We start from the raw sequence: 22,339 nt of genomic DNA, 5'->3' as shown, positions 1-22,339 counted from the left end.
CCTAAAATGGTTTTTATCAAGGCGAAGCTCGCCGTTCATGTCGAGACCTGAACAAGGGCTTCAACACCGAGAAAAACCATTTTAGGACTGCCCTAGGGGCTTTCAGGCGAATCCAGAATCGCCTGAAAGCCAGAGTTCATCTGAATTAATCAGAGGTGCCTTAAGTATCACGGTAGCTCCTTCGAATAGCTTGCGCGTATCATGCACAGCTATACCCGTAGAGACTGGATCCATTTTGCCCAGCGATACCTTGCAACAGCGTTTTGATCGGCTTAATCATCTATTGGTTTTGCTAACACCCTATTGGCAATTGCGCCCCTTCGCCGAAACTTCGCTGCCCTGGCAACACAACCCGGCCTTGAACCAGTGGCTGCAAGCGATGGACACTCCGCACCGGCAACAACTGGAGTCTGATATGCCGGCTCGAGTTAAGGCTCTGACCCCCTTGATCGAGGGTGTCGATGAGCTGTTTAGCCTGTCCCAGGTGAACCCGTTACCCCGCCACCAGCCGATGCTTGCCAACGACCCTCTTAACTACCGGGTGCCAGGGCGAAAATGGCAACAGGTGACGGCATTCAGCGCCAGCCTTGCCGATGAACGCCGACCCTTTCTGGAATGGTGCGCCGGCAAGGGGCACCTGGGACGAGTGCTACACCGGCAACAAGGCACGGCCGTGACCAGCCTCGAGTATCAATTCGATCTCTGCCAGGAAGCTGAGCGTTTGTCGCATCGGCATCAGTCAGACTGTGCTATGCAGCAATGCGATGTCCTGTCCGATGATGTTCTATCTCACTTGAAACCCTATCAACATGCGGTTGCACTGCATGCCTGCGGTCGACTGCACGTTCGTTTGCTGCAATTGGCCAACGCACAAGCCGTGCAACGAATCAGCCTGTCGCCCTGTTGTTATCACTTAATCGAGGAGGAACAGTATCCCCCCTTAAGCAACCAGGGCCGTCAAAGCATGCTGAATCTTAGCCGTCATGATCTACGCCTGTGCGTACAGGAAACGGTTACAGCCGGGGCCCGGGAACAACGTCTGCGCGAGAAAGAATTTCACTGGCGCTTAAGCTTCGATCTGTTGCAACGAGAGCTACGTGGCATCGACACCTACCTCAACTGCCCCCCGATCCCCCGACAGCTTCTGGCCGGCTCCTTCGCAGAATTTTGCCATTATATGGCGGCACAAAAGCACATATCTCTGGAGGCGGCGATAGATTTTAATCGCTTGGAAAAACAGGGTCTCAAGCGCGTCGACCGGGTCAGCAAAATCGAACTGGTACGCCAGCTTTTCCGGCGACCACTGGAGCTCTGGCTGGTCCTGGACCGCGCACTGTATTTAGAAGAGCAGGGTTACCAGGTTTCCGTCGGTGAGTTTTGTGACTATCACCTGACCCCTAGAAACCTGATGATCCAGGCGCACAAAAAGTAGGTGCATAATCTATCTGGCCAAGCCATCCAGCTCAGCTGCCGAATTCGCCATCACCAATCTGGTAACCCTGTTTGCTCTTGGCCTTCACCTGATACATCGCCCGGTCGGCAGCTCGCATCAGGGTGTCGCAATCATCTCCGTTGTCCGGATAAAGACTGATACCAATAGAGGTTCCTATCTGGGCGGTTGCTCCCGAGGGCAATGGAATGGGACGACTGACCGCATCCACAATTTTGCTGGCGATATCATCGATGATGTCGCGATTTCCGCAATCTTCCAGCAACACCACAAATTCATCGCCACCGTGACGGGCAAGAATATCGGTGCCACGGATACAACCTCGAATACGAGCAACAGTCACTTGCAAAACCGAATCACCGGACTCGTGACCATAGAGATCATTCACCTCTTTAAAATCATCCAGGTCGACAAACATCAGGGCGAGCTGGGCTTTACGGCGATTCGCCAACTGAATAGCCCGAGCAAACTGATCATAAAACAGCGTTCTGTTAGCCACTCCGGTTAACAGGTCCGTGTGGGCAAGCTCATGCAATCGAGCCTCCATGCGCTTACGTTCGGTGATATCCATCGCCATGGAAACCACCACACGCCCCCGACTGGCAGATGACAACACCACATTGTGCCAGTCGCATAAAATCTTCCGGCCACTCTTGGTCAAATTCCAGTTCTCATGGTGTTGTACGTTACGCGCCCCCATCCCCTCCAGCACCATTTCCACGCCTTGCTGCTCTTCAATTGGCACCAGAAAATCGTTGATGTTGCGCCCCATAACTTCATCCCGCCGCCAGCCAAAAACCTGCTCGGCCTGATAACTCCAGCCCTCCACCAAACCCTGAGAATTGATCTGCACCAACGCCGTCGGCGCATGGTCAAACAACGTCGTCAGCCAGCGTTCGCTGTCTCTGAGACGGCTATTCAAACGATAAAAGGCCACGATTAATAACAACGAGGCCAACATCACCATCAACCAGACCCACACCCAGGCCTGGACCAGTGTTCCCTCAGGCTGTATCTGGTCATACAGGAAATCATCCAGATTGACATTATCGCTGAGCATCCCCTGCTTTTCATAAATGCTCGCGATGTGTTCCCAGCGAGCCCGACTCATATACCCGGCGTCAACCAGATCATGCCTTAGCAAACGTTGCATTTCACGGGCTTCGAAACGCAGATGATCAGCGCTGTGCCGGGTACTGTATTTGGCCAGGATCAGCTGCACCATCTCCTCGGGATGATCCATCGCGTAGCGCCAGCCTTTCATCGTCGCATCCCGAAAGGCCGCTACGGTTTCCGGAGCCTGCTGCAGCATTTTTCGGGTGGTAAAAAAATTGTCGCCGTAGAAATCAATCCCTCCCTGCGATGCCTCATAAATGTGATAATCCACCCCGGCCTGTTTGAGCAGGAAGGGTTCGTCTGTGACATAGACCGATAGTCCATCCACCTTGCCGGACAACAGATCCTGCACATCAAAGCTGTGATGTACAATATCGAGACGGGTGCTGGCAATGCCCTCCTCTTCCATAAACGCAAAAAGCTCGGCGGAGTTGGGTTCGATCATCAGGGGTTTGCCGGCCAGATCATGCACATTGCGAACCGGTCCATCGCGCAGCACCATCAGGCCCAACGGAGAATGCTGATAGACAACCCCCAAAACCACCACCGGCTCACCGCGCTGAAACATCAACAGCAAATCGCTGGTTCCCACACCAAATTCAGCATTACCATCCAGCACGGACCGAACCGGATCTTTTCCCTCGACCGCCTCCCGAACCTTGACGTCAAGCCCCGCCGCCCGATAATAACCATGCTCTATGGCGGCATAGTAACCGGCAAATTGAAACTGGTGTTTCCACTTCAGCTGCAGGGTCACTTTTTCGAGGGCATAAACAGGGCTGACCAGGCAGGCCAACATCAGGACCATTAATGACACGCCAAGGCGCCCTTGTGAATGATGTCCGTTCATAGGCAGGGTTTTGTCCAATCCGTGACAGTAAACCAGTCTTTATTGTGGTCAGCACTCCGTCTATTTGCAATGAACGCCAATATGAATGCTGGTAGTAAGCAGCAACGTGCTCCTATAATTGCCGCCTTATCGATCTCTTATTCTTTCCCCTTATGGAGCTTCTATGGCCTGGCTGCAGTTACGACTCGACATTACGCCGGCGGACGTCGAGCACTATGAAGGCCTGCTACTGGCCTTCGGAGCCTCCGCGGTCACCCTGGAAGATGGCAAAAATCAGGCCCTGTTCGAGCCCACCCCGGAATACACGCCGATGTGGGATCACACTCGCCTGACTGCGCTGTTCGAAGCCAATGCCGATATGGAGGCTGTGCTGCAGCAACTCCAGGCGGCGACCCCAACGGAACTGCCTCGGCACCAGGTCGAGATTCTGGAAGACAAGGACTGGGTACGCGAATGGATGACTCACTTCGAGCCCATGCGCTTTGGCCAACGCTTGTGGGTCTGTCCCAGCTGGAAGCCGGTGCCCGATCCAACGGCCGCCAACTTAATGCTGGATCCTGGCCTGGCGTTCGGTACCGGCACTCATCCAACCACCGCTATGTGCCTCGAATGGCTCGACAGTCAGGATCTGGCCGGAAAGAGCCTGGTCGATTATGGCTGCGGCTCCGGCATTCTGGGCATTGCCGCTTTGCTGCTGGATGCGGTCCACGTTACCGGTGTCGACTATGACCCCCAGGCACTGGAAGCCAGCGCCGATAATCTCCAGCGCAATCAGTTAGCCAGCGACAAAATGAGCCTGTTCCTGCCTGAAGACACCCCCAGAGTAACGGCCGATCTGGTGGTGGCCAATATTCTCGCAGGCCCATTGCAACAGCTGCACCCGATTCTGGATGCCCTGATCAAACCCGGAGGACAACTCGCCCTGTCCGGGATTCTCATCGAGCAAGCAGATGCGGTAATGGCCACCTATGCGACCACCTTCGACATGCAACCGCCGCGAACAAAAGGTGACTGGGTTCTGCTTTATGGGACGAAGCGCGTTTGATCATCCCGTCAGTGACTAGCGCTGCAGGGCCTATATTGGATACACTCGAACAGATCAGGATGAAGGGATCTCCTCCCGTAACAATAAAGTAGTTAACTATGAGCAAAACCTGGGTCACCCGCTGCCCCCAATGCCAGACTGCATTCCGCCTTACTCGAGCCCAGCTACAAGCAGCCAATGGCTCGGTACGCTGTGGCTCCTGCCTGCATGTCTTCAAGGCCACCAATCATATTGTCGGTCAGCCCGGCGCGACACCCGCCAAGCAAAGCGGTGCCAACACCAAACCTGCTGCCCCCCAGGCGCCCAAAGCCGCACCCGCAAAGCCCAGTGAACCGCCCCAAAAAGCCAAGGATGAATTTGAGCTCAGCGATGACTTTCAGAACCTGAACGCCTGGAGCCCGGAAGAAACCGGTACCTTTACCGGCGAAAGCGATCTGGTCGATGCTCACAGCAGTGCCGCCGACGAAAGCTGGGCCATGGAGATGCTCGAAGAGCTGGAAAAAGAGCACGAACCGTCCCCCGAACCCCTGTCGGTCGAGAAAGTGCCCGGCAAACCAGACACCAGCGATAACTGGGGGCTGGATGCTGAACCCGATTTTTCCGACTCCAGCCTGTCGGCATTGGGTGATAGCACCATGGCCCCAGCAACCACCCCGAAAACCAAGACGGCTGACAACAGCCTGACCGGGATGCGGGCCGACAAACGGGTGCTTCACGAGCTCAACGATGAACCACTGAACCTCCATCTACCGGACAGTGCCGGTCGTTGGAAAACCATCACCAGCGCCATCTTGAGCCTGATCGCCGCAATCGCCCTGACGCTGCAATTTGCCTGGTACGATCGTGACCAGCTGGCCCGTCAGGACAGTCTTCGCCCTTATTACCAGATCGCCTGCGAGCAGCTCGGCTGCCGTTTGCCGGACAAGGTCAATATCGACGCCATTCGTGGCACTAACCTGGTCGTCAGAAGCCACCCCCGGTTCGAAAACGCGCTGGTGGTCGATGCCATCATTAATAATCTGGCCACCTATACCCAACCGTTTCCGGCGATTGAACTGAGTTTTTCCGATCTGGCCGGTAATCTGGTCGCCTCCCGCCGTTTCACACCCGATGAGTACCTGGCCGGGGAGCTGGCGGGAGCTCGCGAAATGCCCAGCCGTACGCCGATTCACCTGGCGCTGGAGATCGTTGACCCAGGCCAGAAAGCGGTCAACTACAGTCTCGCTTTCTACCCGATCCCCTGATCTTTTTGCTGGGTATTTTTTCACCAGAAGTTATCTGAAATCGACCATTTTTTGCTTTATCGCCTGTCGCCAAGGGAGTATGATACCGCCCCCTGAGCGACAGGTTCATTTTTAACCAGCTTTCCTCCGCGCTGACCTGCCGCTAGAACCCAAAATTCTAACCTCTGCTGATGATGCGGCGACTGACAAGTGTTTGAAATAGGTCCTTACCAGATTGAAAACCCCGTTGTTCTGGCCCCTATGGCCGGGGTAACAGATCAGCCTTTTCGCCTGCTGTGCCGGCGACTCGGGGCGGGGTTAGTGGTCTCTGAAATGGTCACCAGTGACCAGCGCCTGTGGAAAACCCGCAAGTCCCAGCTGCGCCTTAATCATCAGGGAGAGAGCGAACCTCGCTCGGTACAGATCGCGGGCAGTGATCCACAGATGATGGCCCAGGCCGCCCAGGAGAGCGTTCGCCTGGGGGCACAGATTGTCGACATCAATATGGGTTGCCCGGCCAAGAAGGTCTGCAACAAGGCCGCCGGCTCTGCTTTGCTGCGTGATGAACCGCTGGTGCGCGATATCCTGCAGTCGGTGGTCAACGCGGTCAACGTGCCCGTTACGGTCAAGATCCGTACCGGCTGGAGTCCCGAACATCGTAACGGGGTCACGATCGCCCGCATTGCCGAAGACAGTGGCATTCGAGCCATCGCGGTGCATGGCCGCACACGAGCCTGCGCTTACAAGGGCGAGGTGGAATACGACACCATTGCCAATATCAAACAGGCGGTGTCCCTTCCGGTCATCGCCAACGGAGACATTAACAGCCCGGCCGATGCCAGGTCTGTTCTCGACTACACCGGTGCTGACGGTGTAATGATTGGACGCGGAGCCCACGGCCGGCCCTGGATTTTCCGCGAAATTAACCATTACCTGAGTACCGGCACCTCCCTGGGCACCATCGACACGCAAGAGTTCCAGTCCATACTGCTCGAGCATCTGAACAGTATTCACGCCTTTTACGGCGAATATCTGGGCGTGCGCATCGCACGTAAGCATGTCGCCTGGTATACCAACCCACAGCCAGGCGGTAGCGCGTTTCGACGGGATTTTGTCCGACTCGATAGTGCTCAAGCCCAGTGCGAAAGTGTTCTGCAGTTCTGTGAACACTTAATTAACAATGAGGAAATTGCGGCATGACTGCACCTGAACTAGCCCCGAACGAACAGATGTCACCGTCGGACGTGAATCTGCGCCAGCACCTGACCCAGCAACCCGCCGAGCAGGGTGAGACTCTGCGTGACTGCGTCGAGAATGCCCTGGTTAACTACTTTGCGCACCTGGAAGGGCAGTCTGTCACCGACGTCTACCAGATGGTGTTGTCCGAGGTCGAAGCGCCGCTGCTGGAAGTGGTTATGGCCAACGTTAAGGGCAACCAGACCAAAGCCTCGATCATGCTGGGATTGAATCGAGGCACCCTGCGCAAAAAGCTCAAGCAGTACGGTTTGCTTTAAACAACGATTAAGCAAAAGGCGGATTATCACTAATCCGCCTTTTTACGTTACCGACACCCCTTTCTTCGTCCTTATCAACTTTATCGAACTATAAGACTATGGCTGAACACAACATCCTCCCCGTTCGCAGAGCACTGATCAGTGTTTCCGATAAATCCGGCATCGTGGAATTTGCCCAGAGTTTGCACCAACGCGGCATAGAGATTCTTTCTACTGGCGGCACCTTCCGCCTGCTGACCGAGAACGACATTCCTGCGGTGGAAGTATCAGACTACACCGGATTCCCCGAAATGATGGATGGTCGGGTTAAAACCCTGCACCCGAAAATACACGGTGGCGTACTCGGACGCCGTGGTCAGGATGATGAGGTCATGCAGCAGCATGGTATCCAGCCCATCGATATGGTTGTGGTCAATCTCTACCCGTTCGAAGCCACCATCGCCCGTGACGATTGCGATCTGCCTATGGCGATCGAGAACATTGATATCGGTGGCCCGACCATGGTTCGAGCCGCCGCCAAGAACCACAATTTTGTCGCCATCGTGGTCAACAGCTCCGATTATCAGCCGATTCTGGATGAGCTCGACCAGAACAGCGATGGCCTCAGCCAGGTCACCCGCTTCGATCTGGCGGTAAAGGCCTTTGAACACACCGCAGGTTATGACGGTGCCATCGCCAACTACCTGGGTTGCCGGACTCAGGGTGAGACGGTTGATTCCTTCCCGCGCACCTTCAATTCCCAGCTGAACAAAGCCCAGGATATGCGCTACGGCGAAAATCCTCATCAGCGTGCCGCGTTCTATGTTGAGAGTAACCCCGGCGAGGCCAGTGTGGCCACAGCCAAACAACTGCAAGGCAAGGAGCTCTCCTTTAATAATGTCGCCGACACCGATGCCGCCCTGGAATGCGTCAAGTCGTTTGACGAGCCCGCCTGCGTTATCGTCAAGCATGCCAACCCATGTGGCGTTGCCCTGGGGGAGACCCCGCTGGACGCTTATCTGCTGGCCTATCAAACCGATCCTACTTCGGCGTTTGGCGGTATTATTGCCTTTAACCGCGAGCTGGATGCCGGCACGGCCCAGGCGATCATCGATCGTCAGTTCGTCGAGGTAATAATTGCCCCCAGCATCAGTAGCGCTGCGGCCGAAGTCCTGGCGCAAAAGCAGAATGTTCGCCTGCTGGAATGTGGCCAATGGCCTGCTGAACGCATCGCCGGTTTTGACTACAAGCGTGTCAACGGTGGTTTACTGGTTCAGGACAACGATCTGGGCAGCGTCACCGCCCAGGACCTCAAGGTAGTGTCCGAGCGCCAGCCGAGCCCCAGCGAACTCAATGATCTGCTGTTCGCCTGGCGAGTCGCCAAGTTTGTTAAGTCCAACGCCATCGTTTATGCCCGCAACGGACAAACCATCGGTGTCGGCGCCGGCCAGATGAGCCGGGTCTACAGTGCTCGCATTGCCGGCATCAAGGCCGCCGACGAAAGCCTTGAGGTCAAAGGCTCCGTGATGGCCTCCGACGCCTTCTTCCCTTTCCGGGATGGCATCGATGCAGCCGCCAACGCGGGCATCAGTGCGGTCGTACAACCCGGCGGTTCAATGCGTGACCAGGAAGTGATCGACGCCGCCAATGAGGCCGGTATGGCCATGGTATTCACCGGCATGCGCCACTTCCGTCACTAAGGGGATCATGATGAATATTCTGGTTATTGGAAGTGGTGGTCGTGAACACGCCCTGGCCTGGAAAGCGGCTCAGGATCCACAGGTGGAACAGGTTTTCGTTGCTCCGGGTAACGCTGGCACAGCTAATGAGCCGGGCCTGAGTAATGTTGCTATCCAGGTTGGCGACCAGCAGGCATTGGCCGATTTCGCCGAGCAAAACCGGGTTGGGTTGACCATTGTGGGGCCGGAAGCGCCTTTGGTGGATGGCATTGTCGATTACTTCGAGGCCCGCGGTCTCGCCTGCTTTGGCCCAAGCCAGGGCGCGGCCCAACTCGAGGGATCCAAGGCGTTTACCAAAGATTTCCTGGCTCGTCACCAGATACCTACGGCTGCGTACCAGAATTTTACCGAGGTCGAACCGGCGCTGGCGTACCTGCAACAGGTCGGCGCGCCGATCGTGGTCAAGGCCGATGGCCTGGCAGCCGGCAAGGGCGTTATCGTCGCCGAGACCCTTGCTCAGGCCGAAGATGCGGTGCGCGATATGCTGTCCGGTAACGCCTTTGGCGATGCGGGCTGCCGCGTCGTGATCGAGGAATTTCTTACTGGCGAAGAAGCCAGCTTTATCGTGATGGTCGATGGCAAGAATATTCTGCCCATGGCGACCAGCCAGGATCACAAACGCGTTGGCGATGGTGATACCGGACCCAACACGGGCGGCATGGGCGCCTATTCCCCGGCGCCCGTAGTTACCCCCGAGGTACACCAGAGGGTGATGGATGAGGTGATTATACCGACCGTTCAGGGTATGGCGGCTGAAGGGAACGACTACACCGGTTTTCTCTATGCCGGTTTGATGATCGACGCCCAGGGTGCCCCCAAGGTGATCGAATACAACTGCCGTTTCGGCGACCCGGAAACCCAACCCATCATGCTGCGCCTCAAGTCCAGCCTGGTTGAACTCTGCCAGGCGGCGCTGGAGAAACGCCTTGATACTGCCAAGGCCGACTGGGATCCTCGCGCCAGCGTAGGGGTAGTATTAGCCGCCGGAGGTTATCCCTCCAGCTATGCCAAGGGGTCTGTCATTTCTGGCCTGGATGAGGCGACCAGCGAGCATGGCAAAGTATTTCACGCCGGCACCGAATTGAACGAGGCCAATGTAGTGACCAATGGTGGACGGGTACTCTGCGCCACAGCACTCGGTAACAGTGTTGCCCAGGCCCAGCAAAGCGCCTATCAACTGGCGCAGAAAATCAGCTGGGAAGGTGTCTTCTATCGCAGCGATATTGCCTGGCGAGCCATCGCCCGGGAAGAAACCCAGACGTAAGGCTGATCAGACCGAATAAGGGCACCGGTATACATCACCGTCGGCGCCCTTAGACTCCCTTCGGGATTTGGATATAATCAATTGTTCAACAGCCCGGAGTATTGCCGTGTCAGGGATGAAACCACAGGTGAGTACTATTCATAGACTGTTAGCCAGCGCCTTGTTTTCGCTGCTGATATCTCTATCCAGCCTCTCCACAGCCAACGTGGAGTTACCCGCCGGCAGTTTTCAATTCAACTTGGTGGGCAGCGTCGATACCTATGTTGACCACAGCGCCAACGTATCCATCGATGAACTGGTTTCCCAGTATTACATCAACCGTTTTTCACCCTCCCGTCAGGAAAACCTGCGTCTGGGTTTGACCGATGCGGCCCTATGGATTCGTATCCGCCTGCTGATTCCTGCGGGAAGCCAAGCCCCTTATCTGGTGGTTTCTCCTCCCGACGTCAGCGACATCCAGCTGTTTCAACCCAGCCAGCAAGGCTGGCTAGCGACCCAAACCGGTGCCAATCACCCTTATCCGACACGGCCGATTAACTCGCGCAATTTTATCTTTCCGCTACAACTCGAGCCCGGCCAGCAAGTACAGGAAGTGTACCTGCGACTGGCTTCCAAACGGGCTCTCAATATCGGCCTTAGCCTGGCCTCTGCCGACCAGTTAATTGGCAATAAGGATACCAGTCATTGGGCCAGCGGCTTGCTCTTTGGCCTGTTTCTTGGCACGGCCATTTATAACCTGCTGTGCTGGTTCAGTTTTCGCGATCGCAGCTTCCTCTATCTGGCCCTGTTTATGGTGATCGGATTACTGTTCCAGGCCTGCTGGCAAGGGTTGCTGGCCGCCTACTTCCCCTATTGGCCGGGGCTGCAAGAGCAGGTTTATATTCTGTGTCTGTTGCTTGGCACGGCCATAGGCTCGCAGTTGATTCGGCGTTTTTTCGACACCGTACATACCCAGCCCCTGATTGATCAAGCTTTTCGCCTATTGGTGGGAATGCCGCTTCTGAGCGCGCCTCTATCGCTGCTATTAAGTGATAGTTTCCCAATGACCGCGGCGATTTTTATCGCAACGCTATCAGCCATCGGTGTTTTTCTGGCCACCATCTACTACATTCGAAAAGGGTATCCCTGCGCCACCGAACTGTTTCTCGCACAAAGTCCTTTTGCCGTCGCTGCTGCCATTAATTTTATTGCCATTCTGGGCTTGCTCCGAATCGATACCCAAACCCTGAATTGGTCAACGATCAGTATCGCCAGCTTGACTCTCATCGGTGAATCCTGGGTATTCACCAAGCGCCACCGATTACTGCGCAAAGAACAAAAACTGCAACAACAGGAGCAAAACATACGCAATGCCTCGGCGATTGCAAAAAGTGAGCTTCTTTCTAAAATTAGCCACAACTTACGTGGTCCTATGAATGGTATTTTGGGCATGAGTGAACTGCTGATTGAGAGCAGCCTGACCCCAAAACAAAAGGATTATGTAAGCACCATTCATAATTCCGGTAATGATCTGCTTAATCTGTTGAACGAAGTACAGGACATCAGCAAACTTGAAACGGGAAAAATGACCCTAAGCGATGTTCGTTTTGACCTGCACGGCCTTATCGATTCCTGCCTGGACCAGTACCGGGTAACAGCAGAGCAACGCGGCATAGAGCTGATTAGCTACGTTCAACTCGGCATTCCTGATTCACTCAATGGGGACCCGGTCCGACTCAAGCATGTTTTACTGGCAATGCTGGCTCAGTCCTTCCGCACCACAGAGAAAGGTGAAGTACTGTTATCCGTTACCCTGGATTCGTCCAGTCAGCAACCACGCATTCTGTTCTCGGTTAAAGACAGCAGCGAGGGTATTAGTGAAGACGAGCGTAATTTCTTGCTCAACACTCGTATCGACACCCACAACTTTCTTGACAGCAATAGCGCCGAGTATTCTTTGGGGCTACTGGTATCCCGTCATGTCATCAACCAGATGAGCGGCACGATGGGCATCGAGTCCACCTCCGGTGTGGGTAGTCGATACTGGTTTATCCTGCCCTATGTGAACAATGATGATGCTGCGTTAACCACCGAAACCTATGATTTTTCAGGGGTTCGCGCACTGGTTGTGGATGACAATGACACTTGCCTCAAGGTGCTTACCCAACAATGCCTGGCCCTTGGTATGGAAGTCAATCCCTGCCCCGATGGCAAGGAGGCATTGGCTCTGCTACGGACCAAAGCACACCTCAACAGCCCGTTCGATTTAGTGATACTTGATCACAATATGCCAGGCATGACCGGCATGGAACTGGCAACCCGCATCAAGGAAGATTCCAACTTTAGCGATCTGGTCATTGTCATGCTGACCGGCATTAGCAATACACCCAGCAAACTGATTTCTCGCAACGCCGGCATTGCCCGAATTCTCACCAAGCCCGTTGCCAACTACACCCTGCGTACCACTCTGGCCGAGGAGCTTCATAACCACTTGATTCCTCCCCGGGAAGAGCCTGCGACACCCCGCAACGAATCCTTACTGGTGGTCACTCAGGAGGCCTCACGCGGCCAGCAGATCCAGCACTTGGCCGAGGCCCGTCAACTGCAGGCCGGCGTTGCCATCAGTGCCAACCAGGCGCTGGACAGCTTGCGCAGTGGTGATTACCGTCTGGTCATCGTCGATTGTTCCAGCCAAGGACAGGACGGTTTTGACATTGCCCAACGGATTCGACGCTGGCATCAAAGTGAAGGCCTGCCGACCATTCCATTGATCGCAATGAGTGAGCAGTCCAACAGTGACTTTGAGCAACAGATGCGTCAGGCGCAGTTCAATAGTTCACTCAACCTGCCGTTGGAGACGGCACAAATCGACGAACTGTTCGATCGCTGGCTGGCATAATGAATCTATCCCGATGGCTTTCCTTGTCACTATTGTCAAGCCTCTGGCTACCAGGCCTGCACGCACAGGCCGCTCACCCTCCGTTGCAACTTCTGCACAGCTTGCCAATCGATGCTGCTGTTCCAGACCTGCAACCTTCAGGGCTTGCATGGTGCAATGGGAAGCTCCTAACCCTCTCTGACCGCCATGACCAACAGATCTTTCGCATCGAGTTCAACCCGCAAAAAGTCACCTCCACCATCGGATTGTTTCGATCCCTGCAATCGCCCCCCGCGCCTGAACAGGAAACCCTGAAGGACCGGGCCCAGGCATTGGTCAGCGGACGCCGCTTCGATTGGGAGGGCATTAGCTGCCAGAACGACTCTTTGTATTTGCTCAGCGAACAGTTCCATGATGTCCTGCAGATCAAACCCGACACCATGCAATGGCTGGCATTGCCTCAACAGGATCTGGTTGGTGTCGACCACTTATTGGTAGAGCCCAATGCGGGTCTGGAGGGCATTAGCTGGAATCAGGCCCATTTATTGTTAGCGGCGGAACGGGATCAGCGAGGATTGCTGCAACTGAATTATGATCAGTCCAGCTGGCATGTCAGTCTGCGCCTCACCCCCTTGCCACCGCAACCTCCGATTGCCGGCCGTAACCCTGACTTTTCCGGCTTATGGTACGAAGCGCCCTGGCTCTATACCCTGGAACGGAACCTTTTTCGCGTTTGCCAGCGTGGGGCCGACTTTCAACAGCGACGTTGCTGGAGTTATGCTCATACCGAACTGGCTCCGGATCAACGGTTTCAAAGCCAGTACGGGGTAGCGGAAGGGATCGCGGCCGATGCCACCAGGATTTACCTGATCACCGATAACAATAATAAACCTCTGATCAGCAACCCTGACGATCGCCGGCCTCGCCTGTGGATATTTGCCAAACCCGATGATTGGGGTCAGTAATCGATCTACTCGAAGCCGTAGCCGTCGTATGCCCCTGGCGCCAGGTTTTCGAAACGGGTGTACTTGCCGACAAAAGCCATACGCGCGGTACCGATAGGTCCATTACGTTGCTTGCCAATAATAATCTCGGCCACACCTTTAAATTCGGTATCCGGGTTATACACCTCGTCGCGATAGACAAACATGATGACATCCGCATCCTGCTCGATCGCTCCGGATTCCCTCAGGTCAGAGTTAACCGGGCGCTTGTTCGGTCGGTTTTCCAAAGAACGGTTAAGCTGCGACAGGGCCACTACCGGTACTTCAAATTCCTTGGCGATTGCCTTCAATGAGCGAGATATCTCCGAGATTTCATTGGTACGGTTTTCACCGCCACCCGGGATCTGCATCAGCTGCAGGTAGTCGATCATGATCAGGCCCAGATCTCCGTGCTCACGGACCACACGACGTGCCCGAGAGCGCATTTCAGAGGGACTAATACCGGCGGTGTCATCGATCAACAGCTTTTTATCATTGAGCATTGTCACGGCCGAGGTTAGCTTGGGCCAATCTTCGTCTTCCAAGGATCCTGCTCGCATACGTGTGGCATCGATGCGACCCAGGGAAGAGAGCATACGAGCGACCAGCTGATCGGCGGGCATTTCAAGGCTGAACACCAACATAGTTTTGTCGCTGTTAAGCAAGGCGTTCTCAACCAGGTTCATGGCAAAGGTGGTCTTACCCATGGAGGGTCGTCCGGCCACGATAATCATATCCGAAGGCTGCAAACCGGATGTCATCTCGTCGAGATCGGTAAAACCGGTGGTCAAGCCTGTCAAGCCACCGCCGCTGTTAAACAGCTGATCGATACGGTCAATCGCCTTACCCAACAACTCCTTAACTTCGACCGGCCCCCCGCTCTTGGGCCGGGATTCGGCAATCTGGAACACTTCTCGCTCGGCTTCATCGAGCAATTCGGTACTGTTACGACCTTCCGGATTGTAGGCACGATCGGCGATCTGGGTACTGGCTTTGATTAACTTGCGCATCACCGAGCGTTCAAAAATGATCTCGGCATAGGCACGAATATTGGAAATACTCGGGGTACTCTGCACCAGCTCGGTAAGGTAGGCGAGACCACCCACCTTATCCAGCTCACCGTGGCTGTCGAGTCGCTCTGACAGGGTCAGCGGATCGAAAGGTTCACTCTCCGCCACCAACTCAGCGATCATACGGTACAGGGTTCGGTGGGACGGGTTATAAAAGTCGGTTTCCACCAGCTTGTCAGATACGGTTTCCCAGGCATTATTGTCCAGCAATAGGCCGCCCAATACCGATTGCTCTGCCTCGACGGAGTGGGGCGGAGTTTTCAGGGATACGACCTGTTCGTCAAATCCGGGAAATTCCTGGGGAATACTTTCGCTCACAATCATCGCACCTGTTTGGGGAAAGGTTATTCTGGCATAGGGAGCAGACACAAAAAAGCACCTTCACGCTCAAGCGTGAAGGTGCTTCATCAATCGAATAAATCGATCTTAGGCGGCGGTGATCGTTACCTTAACGGTAGCGGTCACGTCGCTGTGCAGCTGCAGGTCGACGTCGAATTCGCCCAACTGACGAATAACGCCTTCCGGCAAACGCACTTCAGCCTTGCTCACTTCAACACCAGCGGCGGTGATAGCATCAGCCAGGTCACGAGTGCCGATAGAGCCAAACAGCTTACCTTCATCGCCCGCTTTGGCTTCGATGTTAAGTTCAACAGCAGCCAGCTTCTCAGCGCGCGCTTCAGCAGTAGCCTTTTTCTCAGCCGCTACTTTTTCCAGTTCGGCGCGACGGGCTTCAAACTCAGCCACGTTGGTAGCAGTCGCAGGAACCGCCTTGCCAAAAGGGATCAGAAAGTTACGGCCGTAGCCGGCTTTCACATTTACCTTGTCACCCAGATCACCCAGGTTTGAAATTCTTTCGAGCAGAATAATTTCCATCTCGTTTACCTCTAATCTATGTCAAGTCGTTGTTCGACTCAGACTTGGGGTTTTGCCCCGCGGCCTCTGAAGTCAAACAAACTGTCCAATAACGCCATCAGTACAATCAGGGGGTAGATAATTTGCGTTGCAACCAGCAGCAACAGATAAAGCGCATAGATCCAGATTCTGGACATCTTTCGCATCACCAATTGCCCGTGCAGTAACGCCAGTCCGGCGACAAACAGGGGTACCGAAGCGATCGGTATCATGGTTGCCAGCAAAGGCGATAACTGGGCACCAGCGAGAATCACCGCCGCCAAGACCAAGGCCCAAAGACCTGGAATCCGCAACTGGTAGAACTCTTCCTGGAAACCACCGGGGTTGTAGAGCAGTGCTTGCCAGTAGCGCGCCAGCACCACCGATGCGACCGCAAACAACAGGTAAGCCCAGGCTATAACACCCACCATGACAAACGGCAGTAACATCTGCAGACGATCCAGAAGGTCGTCCAATGCAGCGCTATCGCCACCAGCGGTCAGTTGGGTAGCCACAATCTCGTGGGCCTGTTTACTCAGCTCCGCAATGCTATCGGGCATTAACGACTGCACCATCAGCGCCTGTACAGCACCAACCACCAGGGCCAGCAACAGGGTTTGACGCCAGGAAACCGTGGCTCGCAGCACCGCTGCCAGAACCGCTCCTGCGCTGATTGCGAGTAATGCTGCAGGGTTCCCCTGCAACGCCCAGTAACCGGCGGGTATCAATGCTGCAATCAGCACTTCCAGCCCAGCGTTCCAGCCTCGACGCAACACCACAAGGGCGATCACGGCCGAGCTTAACCAGAAAAACAGCGGCACTGCGGCGGCCACCAGTGCAATCGCACAGGCCTGCAGACGCCCTTTCATGATCAATTCAGCGAGGCTTCGCATTATCAATATTCCCCGAAACGACCGCTAATTAGTGGGCGTCGGTGTAAGGCAGCAACGCAATGTAACGTGCGCGCTTGATGGCAGTAGCCAGCTGACGCTGGTACTTGGCCTTGGTGCCAGTGATACGGCTAGGTACAATCTTGCCAGTTTCAGACACATAAGCCTTCAGGGTGTTGAGATCCTTGTAATCGATCTCGGTTGTCCCTTCAGCGGTAAAACGACAGAACTTTCTGCGACGGAAAAAACGTGCCATGGCGACGTCTCCTTTTCTTTAACTAATATTCGTTGGAAAACCGGTAGAACCGATTAGGCTTCGCTAGCAGTTTCTTGGTCTGCAGCAGCTTCAGTACTTTCAGCTGTTTCAGTACTGGCGGCAGGTTCAGCAGCCGGCTTCTCTTGGCGAGATCCTTCACGGTTGTCACGACGATCGTCACGACGCTCGCTGCGGCTTTCTTCAGCCTTGAGGATATCGGAAGGCTCGGTAACGGCTTCGTTGCGGCGGATAACCATGCTACGAATAACGGCATCGTTAAAGCGGAAGTTGCTGTTCAACTCATCCAGAGCTTCATTGCTGCACTCAACGTTCATGAGCACGTAATGGGCCTTGTGGATTTTGTTGATAGGGTAAGCAAGTTGACGACGACCCCAATCCTCCAGACGGTGGATTTTGCCGCTGTCCTCTTCGATCAGCTTGGTGTAGCGCTCGACCATAGCGTTAACCTGCTCGCTTTGATCGGGGTGCACCAGAAATACAATTTCATAATGACGCATAAATGCTCCTTACGGGTTATAGCCTCCCGGAGCGGGACCATCCCGTCGGTAAGGCAAGGAGAAAAACAGAGAGCGCCCAGAGAAGAAGTTGCCGCCAAAGCGGTACTTCATACTGACTTCTCTCTGGATTCCTTTCAAGGAACCGCGCATTCTAGTGATTTGGCAAGCAACATGCAAGCCTCGAAACGGCCTGAAGCGCCCAGCCTTGGCGGGGTGAGGAGCGCTCGAACCTGGCACTCAGACCAAGCGGTTGCGGGATTCCCCGGCAAGGTACGCTTTTAGGTTGTCGGCGGCGATATTGACCAGCCGTTGACGCGCCTCGCGACTGCCCCAGGCGCTATGAGGCGTCAGGATCAGATTGGGAATATCGCCCGCCAACAAGGCATTACCTTGCCGCGGCGGCTCAGTGCTCAGCACATCAAACCCGGCCCCTGCCAGACTCCTGGTGCGCAATGCTTGCGCCAGAGCCGCTTCATCCACCAAGCCTCCTCGCGCCGTATTGATCAACAGCGTCGAGGGTTTCAGCAAAGACAAGCGGCGAGCATCGATCAGATTCTGAGTGTGCTCGGTCAGCGGGCAGTGCAGACTCACCACATCCGCCTCGCCGAGCGCATCGTCCAGTGACGGCCGTTCCGGGCTTTGATTGGGGGAACCTGGGGTATTGGCAACGACCACTCGCATACCAAACGCTTTCGCAATGGTAGCGACGCCTTTCCCCAGTTCACCATAACCCACCAGTAGCAGCGTCTTATCCGCCAACTCCATGATGGGATAATCCAGCAAGCAAAAGCTGTCGCTGGACTGCCAGCGCCCGGCCATAACATCGCGATGATAGAGCCCCTGACGTGTCGCCAGGGACAGGATCAGCGACCAACAATGCTGAACCACGCTCGGCGCACCATAGCCGGTGACATTGGTCACCGCGACACCTTGCTCCCGGGCCGCCTCCAGATCAACATTATTGGTTCCGGTAGCCAGCACGCCGATGTAACGCAACTGAGGATTAGCCATGATCAGCTCCCGATCCAGCATCGCCTTGTTGGAGAGCACAATCTCCGCTCCGGCAATACGTTCGGCCAACTGCCCCGGGGCAGTCTTGGGATAACGTTGCCAACGGGCATCCGTCTCCAACAGGGGAGACAGGTCCAGATCACCTGCCGCCAGGGTCCCTTCATCAACAATAACTGCGCGCATCCTCTGCTCCCCTACTTTCGCTGTGACAGTCAGGTTTTACGTTGGCGAACTGCCTCAAATAAACACACCCCGGTCGCCACCGATACATTCAAACTGCTCACCTCACCCGCCATTGGCAAATACGCCAGACGGTCACAATGCTCTCGAGTAAGGCGGCGCATCCCCTTGCCTTCAGCCCCCATCACCAGCGCCAATGGGCCAGTCATATCGAGTTCGAACAACGATTCGGTGGCTTCGCCGGCGGTTCCTGTGATCCAGACACCCCGCTGCTGCAAGGCTTTCATGGTCCGAGCCAGATTCGTCACTGCAATATAAGGGGTGACTTCGGCCGCTCCGCAAGCCACCTTGCGTACCGTGGCATTCAGAGGAGCAGAACGGTCCTTGGCCGAAATGACGGCGTGCACACCCGCCGCATCGGCGCTACGCAAACAGGCGCCAAGATTGTGTGGGTCGGTGATGCCATCGAGTATCAGCAACAACGGCGGTTCATCCAGCGCATCAAGAATCTGCTCGAGACGCTTCTCATTGCCCGCCTGCAACATCGCCACCCTGGCTGCGACCCCCTGATGCACTCCGTCCAGCTGCTCATCCATCCAGCGTTTGTCTTTGTAACTGATACGAATGCCTGCTTGCTCCGCACGCAGTAACAGCTCATCGATGCGTCCACCTCGTTTGCCTCGCTGCAGTATTAATTCCTGAATCTGTTCAGGATGGTTATCCAGCATGGAAGCGACGGCATGGATCCCGAAACTGATTTCACTACTCACAACAATAATCCCCTCACACACTGCGTTACGCTCATACCCGAGCCCGTTGTTTCGCAACCATAGCGACTAGCGACTGGTCTTTTTACGCGCTGAACGGCGCACCTTACTTTTCGATGACTTTGGCTTTGACGATTTCTTTTTCCCGCCCTCACTAACAAGCTCACCCGCGGGGCGAGTCGCACTCCGTGACGAGGCACTGCGCTTACCGGTTTTATTTCCGGTACGCCCTCCAGTTTTTTTAGCGTCCGATTTTCCTCGCGCACTTTTACCACTGGCCGAACGGGATTTTTTACCGCGCTTGGGCGGTTTACCATCGGCAAGCTCGAAATCGATCTTCTTCTCATCCAGATCAACCCGGACCACCTTGACCATCAGCTCATCGCCCAGACGATAACTGACACCGCTACGCTCACCCGTAAGACGCTGGTGAGCCGGATCAAAATGATAGTAGTCGTTACTCAGCCCGGTAACGTGTACCAGACCCTCGACAAAAATATCCTCCAGCTCGACAAACAACCCGAATCCGGTCACGGCGGTCACCACCCCGGGATAGGTTTCGCCAATATGGGACTGCATGTATTCGCATTTAAGCCAGGCTTCCACATCTCGTACCGCTTCATCGGCACGGCGCTCGGCCATCGAGCAATGCTCACCCAAAGAGAGCATCCGCGGCAGATCATAGGGGTAGATCTGAGACTGTTTCAGTAACTCGGCCCCCTTCACTCGACCGACCACCGCCATTTCACCCCGAGGCTGAATAGCATCCTTGAGACGCGCAAACACATTGGAACGACGCTCACCGCTTTCGGTCGCGCCCTGAGCGCTGGAACGAATCATAAAGCGAATGGCGCGATGTACCAGCAGGTCGGGGTAACGTCGAATCGGCGAAGTAAAGTGACTGTAGGCGCTGTAAGCCAAACCAAAATGACCATCGTTGCTGGGGGTGTAGGTTGCCTGACCGAGCGAGCGAAGCATCATCGACTGAATCATATGGGCGTCGGGGCGATCCTTCACCTGCTCCAGCAACTGCTGATAATCACGGGGTTCAGGGGTATCGCGACCGGGCAGGCTAAGGCCCAGCTCTCCGAGAAATTTGTGCAAGTTCTCGAGCTTCTCTTTTTTCGGCCCAGGGTGGACCCGATAGAGCGCCGGCACATCCAGCTTTTCCAGGAAGCGTGCCGTTGCCACATTCGCACACAGCATGCATTCCTCGATGAGTTTATGGGCTTCGTTTCGCTGGGTCGGCACGATGCGCTCGATCTTACGCTCTTCGCCAAACAGTATGCGGGTCTCCACGGTTTCAAAATCGATTGCACCGCGCTGCTCGCGACTCTGGCGCAGCACTTTGTAGAGCGCAAACAGGTCACGCAGATGTGGCATTAGATGATGCAGCTCCTTGCTTAGCTGCTTACCCTCTCTCGACGCCGGACTCTCCAGCACACAACCCACCTGAGTGTAGGTCAGTCGCGCATGGGATTGAATAACGGCCTCATAAAAACGATAACCACTCAACTTTCCTTTGGCGCTGATGGTCATTTCACAAACCATCGCCAAACGATCAACCAGAGGATTCAATGAACACAGGCCATTGGAAAGAATTTCCGGCAGCATGGGGATCACCTGACCGGGAAAATACACCGAAGTAGCCCGGTTCTGCGCCTCTTCATCCAGCGCCGTATTGACCTGAACATAATGGGAGACATCCGCTATGGCCACATAGAGCCGCCAGCCTCCGCCACGTTTGGCCTCGCAATACACGGCATCATCAAAATCCCGGGCATCTTCACCATCGATGGTGACCAGCGGTAATTGACGCAAGTCCACCCGTGACTCTTTATCGCTCTCAGTCACGGTTTCACTGAAACTTTTAATCTGATCCAGCACTTCATCGGGCCATTGATGCGGTAGCTGATGGGAGCGCAAAGCAACGTCAATCTCCATCCCCGGCGCCATATGATCCCCCAGCACCTCTTTAACAACACCTTTGGGAGCCGTATGCTTGCCCGGTTGCGCGGTAATATCCACCATCACAAACTGGCCCTGTCGAACTTTCAGGCTGGAGTCGGCAATCTGCACATCGTGCCCCAGGCGCGGATTGTCCGGCACCACAAAAGCACTCCCGTTCTCCTCAAAATAGCGCCCTACCAACGCCTGCGTATTACGTTCCAGTACTTCGACCAATTGCCCCTCTCGGCGACCTCGACGATCAACGCCAGCCACCCTGACCACCGCCCGATCACCATCGAACAAGCGGCGCATCTGGCCATGACTGAGGAACAGATCGTCACCGCCTGCATCGGGCACCAGAAAACCATAACCATCCTTGTGTCCCTGAACCCGGCCGGGAATCAGATCCATCTTGCTCATCAGGCCGAAGCTGCCCTTACGATTCTGTACCAGCTGTCCATCACGGCACATGGCCCGTAAACGAAACTGAAGCGCTTCCTGCTGCCCTTCTTCGGCCAGGCCCAGCTCCTTGCACAGAGTCCGATGAGCTGCGGGGGCTCCACGCTCGTCGAGGTGCTGCATTATCAGCTCGCGACTGGGAATCGGATTATCGTAATTACGCGCTTCGCGGTCGGCGTGAGGGTCTTTACGATTCCAGTTTTTGCTCATGGGGCTCTCCAATCGAGCGTGAAAGGGCTAAAAGGATTATAGAGTAGCCGAATCAGTGTGATTTTATAGTGAAGTTTTGAGAAATAAAAAAAGAGGGGCCTAGGCCCCTCTTTTTTT

At 55.1% G+C, this 22,339-nt stretch carries 18 protein-coding genes; 9 read left to right on the top strand and 9 right to left on the bottom strand.

Translation table 11 applies throughout. The features are described 5' to 3' along the window. Window positions 1-235: 235 nt before the first annotated feature. Entirely contained in the window at window positions 236-1,432 is a 1,197-nt protein-coding gene (locus MIB40_RS08660; RefSeq protein WP_249693081.1) for a methyltransferase, read from the top strand. A 31-nt stretch (window positions 1,433-1,463) separates the two neighbouring features. Here MIB40_RS08660 and MIB40_RS08655 read toward each other — a convergent pair whose 3' ends face one another. After that, complete coding sequence (locus tag MIB40_RS08655; protein ID WP_249693089.1) at window positions 1,464-3,374, bottom strand: ABC transporter substrate-binding protein; 1,911 nt, start codon at window positions 3,372-3,374, stop codon at window positions 1,464-1,466. Window positions 3,375-3,579: 205 nt separating this feature from the next. Here MIB40_RS08655 and prmA point away from each other — a divergent pair, with 205 nt between their 5' ends. The 8 genes from prmA to MIB40_RS08615 all read left to right on the top strand — a co-directional run bounded on the left by prmA (window position 3,580) and on the right by MIB40_RS08615 (window position 14,002). Beyond that, window positions 3,580-4,461 carry a 50S ribosomal protein L11 methyltransferase gene (gene prmA, locus MIB40_RS08650; protein WP_249693079.1) on the top strand — a complete coding sequence of 294 codons (882 nt, stop codon included), beginning with the start codon at window positions 3,580-3,582 and terminating at the stop codon, window positions 4,459-4,461. Between the two features lie 98 nt (window positions 4,462-4,559). Then, window positions 4,560-5,705 carry a DUF3426 domain-containing protein gene (locus MIB40_RS08645; protein WP_249693077.1) on the top strand — a complete coding sequence of 382 codons (1,146 nt, stop codon included), beginning with the start codon at window positions 4,560-4,562 and terminating at the stop codon, window positions 5,703-5,705. A gap of 189 nt (window positions 5,706-5,894) precedes the next feature. After that, window positions 5,895-6,884 (top strand): tRNA dihydrouridine synthase DusB, encoded by a 990-nt coding sequence (dusB, locus tag MIB40_RS08640; protein ID WP_249693075.1) that lies wholly within the window; start codon window positions 5,895-5,897, stop codon window positions 6,882-6,884. Between the two features lie 29 nt (window positions 6,885-6,913). After that, window positions 6,914-7,198: a DNA-binding transcriptional regulator Fis gene (fis, locus tag MIB40_RS08635; RefSeq protein WP_454892281.1), complete on the top strand. Its 285-nt coding sequence runs from the start codon at window positions 6,914-6,916 to the stop codon at window positions 7,196-7,198. A gap of 98 nt (window positions 7,199-7,296) precedes the next feature. Then, complete coding sequence (gene purH, locus MIB40_RS08630; RefSeq protein WP_249693071.1) at window positions 7,297-8,877, top strand: bifunctional phosphoribosylaminoimidazolecarboxamide formyltransferase/IMP cyclohydrolase; 1,581 nt, start codon at window positions 7,297-7,299, stop codon at window positions 8,875-8,877. A gap of 10 nt (window positions 8,878-8,887) precedes the next feature. Further along, window positions 8,888-10,180, top strand: coding sequence for a phosphoribosylamine--glycine ligase (gene purD / locus MIB40_RS08625; RefSeq protein ID WP_249693088.1), 1,293 nt, complete (start codon window positions 8,888-8,890; stop codon window positions 10,178-10,180). Between the two features lie 127 nt (window positions 10,181-10,307). Continuing rightward, window positions 10,308-13,058, top strand: a complete 2,751-nt coding sequence (locus tag MIB40_RS08620) for a response regulator (protein WP_249693069.1) — start codon at window positions 10,308-10,310, stop codon at window positions 13,056-13,058. Then, on the top strand, window positions 13,058-14,002 hold the full coding sequence (locus tag MIB40_RS08615; RefSeq protein WP_249693067.1) for an SdiA-regulated/phytase-like domain-containing protein: 945 nt from the start codon (window positions 13,058-13,060) through the stop codon (window positions 14,000-14,002). Before MIB40_RS08620 ends, MIB40_RS08615 begins: the two co-directional genes overlap by 1 nt. A 5-nt stretch (window positions 14,003-14,007) precedes the next feature. Here the strand turns inward: MIB40_RS08615 and dnaB are convergent, their stop codons facing one another. The 8 genes from dnaB to rnr form a co-directional block, all read right to left on the bottom strand. Further along, a complete protein-coding gene (gene dnaB, locus MIB40_RS08610; RefSeq protein WP_249693065.1) occupies window positions 14,008-15,408 on the bottom strand; it encodes a replicative DNA helicase in 1,401 nt (466 codons plus the stop codon). 108 nt (window positions 15,409-15,516) lie between these two features. Next, window positions 15,517-15,963, bottom strand: a complete 447-nt coding sequence (gene rplI / locus MIB40_RS08605) for a 50S ribosomal protein L9 (RefSeq protein ID WP_249693063.1) — start codon at window positions 15,961-15,963, stop codon at window positions 15,517-15,519. Window positions 15,964-16,001: 38 nt separating this feature from the next. Beyond that, window positions 16,002-16,874: a YybS family protein gene (locus MIB40_RS08600; RefSeq protein ID WP_249693062.1), complete on the bottom strand. Its 873-nt coding sequence runs from the start codon at window positions 16,872-16,874 to the stop codon at window positions 16,002-16,004. A 28-nt stretch (window positions 16,875-16,902) separates the two neighbouring features. Then, complete coding sequence (rpsR, locus tag MIB40_RS08595; RefSeq protein ID WP_249693060.1) at window positions 16,903-17,127, bottom strand: 30S ribosomal protein S18; 225 nt, start codon at window positions 17,125-17,127, stop codon at window positions 16,903-16,905. Window positions 17,128-17,180: 53 nt separating this feature from the next. Then, window positions 17,181-17,645, bottom strand: coding sequence for a 30S ribosomal protein S6 (gene rpsF, locus MIB40_RS08590; protein ID WP_249693058.1), 465 nt, complete (start codon window positions 17,643-17,645; stop codon window positions 17,181-17,183). A gap of 237 nt (window positions 17,646-17,882) precedes the next feature. Continuing rightward, the gene (locus MIB40_RS08585) at window positions 17,883-18,839 is read right to left on the bottom strand and encodes a D-2-hydroxyacid dehydrogenase (protein ID WP_249693056.1); all 957 of its coding nucleotides are present in this window, start codon (window positions 18,837-18,839) and stop codon (window positions 17,883-17,885) included. A 29-nt stretch (window positions 18,840-18,868) separates the two neighbouring features. Then, window positions 18,869-19,606, bottom strand: coding sequence for a 23S rRNA (guanosine(2251)-2'-O)-methyltransferase RlmB (gene rlmB / locus MIB40_RS08580; protein ID WP_249693054.1), 738 nt, complete (start codon window positions 19,604-19,606; stop codon window positions 18,869-18,871). 66 nt (window positions 19,607-19,672) lie between these two features. Next, window positions 19,673-22,222 carry a ribonuclease R gene (rnr, locus tag MIB40_RS08575; RefSeq protein WP_249693052.1) on the bottom strand — a complete coding sequence of 850 codons (2,550 nt, stop codon included), beginning with the start codon at window positions 22,220-22,222 and terminating at the stop codon, window positions 19,673-19,675. Between the last annotated feature and the right edge of the window lie 117 nt (window positions 22,223-22,339).

Source organism: Aestuariirhabdus haliotis (assembly GCF_023509475.1).
GTDB lineage: Bacteria > Pseudomonadota > Gammaproteobacteria > Pseudomonadales > Aestuariirhabdaceae > Aestuariirhabdus > Aestuariirhabdus haliotis.
This window is presented reverse-complemented; position numbering and strand designations above follow the sequence as displayed.

Coding starts and splice junctions, on each gene's coding strand:
- MIB40_RS08655 (WP_249693089.1), bottom strand. CDS start 3,374: ATGGTCCTGATGTTGGCCTGCCTGGTCAGCCCTGTTTATGCCCTCGAA.
- prmA (WP_249693079.1), top strand. CDS start 3,580: ATGGCCTGGCTGCAGTTACGACTCGACATTACGCCGGCGGACGTCGAG.
- MIB40_RS08645 (WP_249693077.1), top strand. CDS start 4,560: ATGAGCAAAACCTGGGTCACCCGCTGCCCCCAATGCCAGACTGCATTC.
- fis (WP_454892281.1), top strand. CDS start 6,914: ATGTCACCGTCGGACGTGAATCTGCGCCAGCACCTGACCCAGCAACCC.
- purH (WP_249693071.1), top strand. CDS start 7,297: ATGGCTGAACACAACATCCTCCCCGTTCGCAGAGCACTGATCAGTGTT.
- purD (WP_249693088.1), top strand. CDS start 8,888: ATGAATATTCTGGTTATTGGAAGTGGTGGTCGTGAACACGCCCTGGCC.
- MIB40_RS08615 (WP_249693067.1), top strand. CDS start 13,058: ATGAATCTATCCCGATGGCTTTCCTTGTCACTATTGTCAAGCCTCTGG.
- rplI (WP_249693063.1), bottom strand. CDS start 15,963: ATGGAAATTATTCTGCTCGAAAGAATTTCAAACCTGGGTGATCTGGGT.
- MIB40_RS08600 (WP_249693062.1), bottom strand. CDS start 16,874: ATGCGAAGCCTCGCTGAATTGATCATGAAAGGGCGTCTGCAGGCCTGT.
- rpsR (WP_249693060.1), bottom strand. CDS start 17,127: ATGGCACGTTTTTTCCGTCGCAGAAAGTTCTGTCGTTTTACCGCTGAA.
- rpsF (WP_249693058.1), bottom strand. CDS start 17,645: ATGCGTCATTATGAAATTGTATTTCTGGTGCACCCCGATCAAAGCGAG.
- MIB40_RS08585 (WP_249693056.1), bottom strand. CDS start 18,839: ATGCGCGCAGTTATTGTTGATGAAGGGACCCTGGCGGCAGGTGATCTG.
- rnr (WP_249693052.1), bottom strand. CDS start 22,222: ATGAGCAAAAACTGGAATCGTAAAGACCCTCACGCCGACCGCGAAGCG.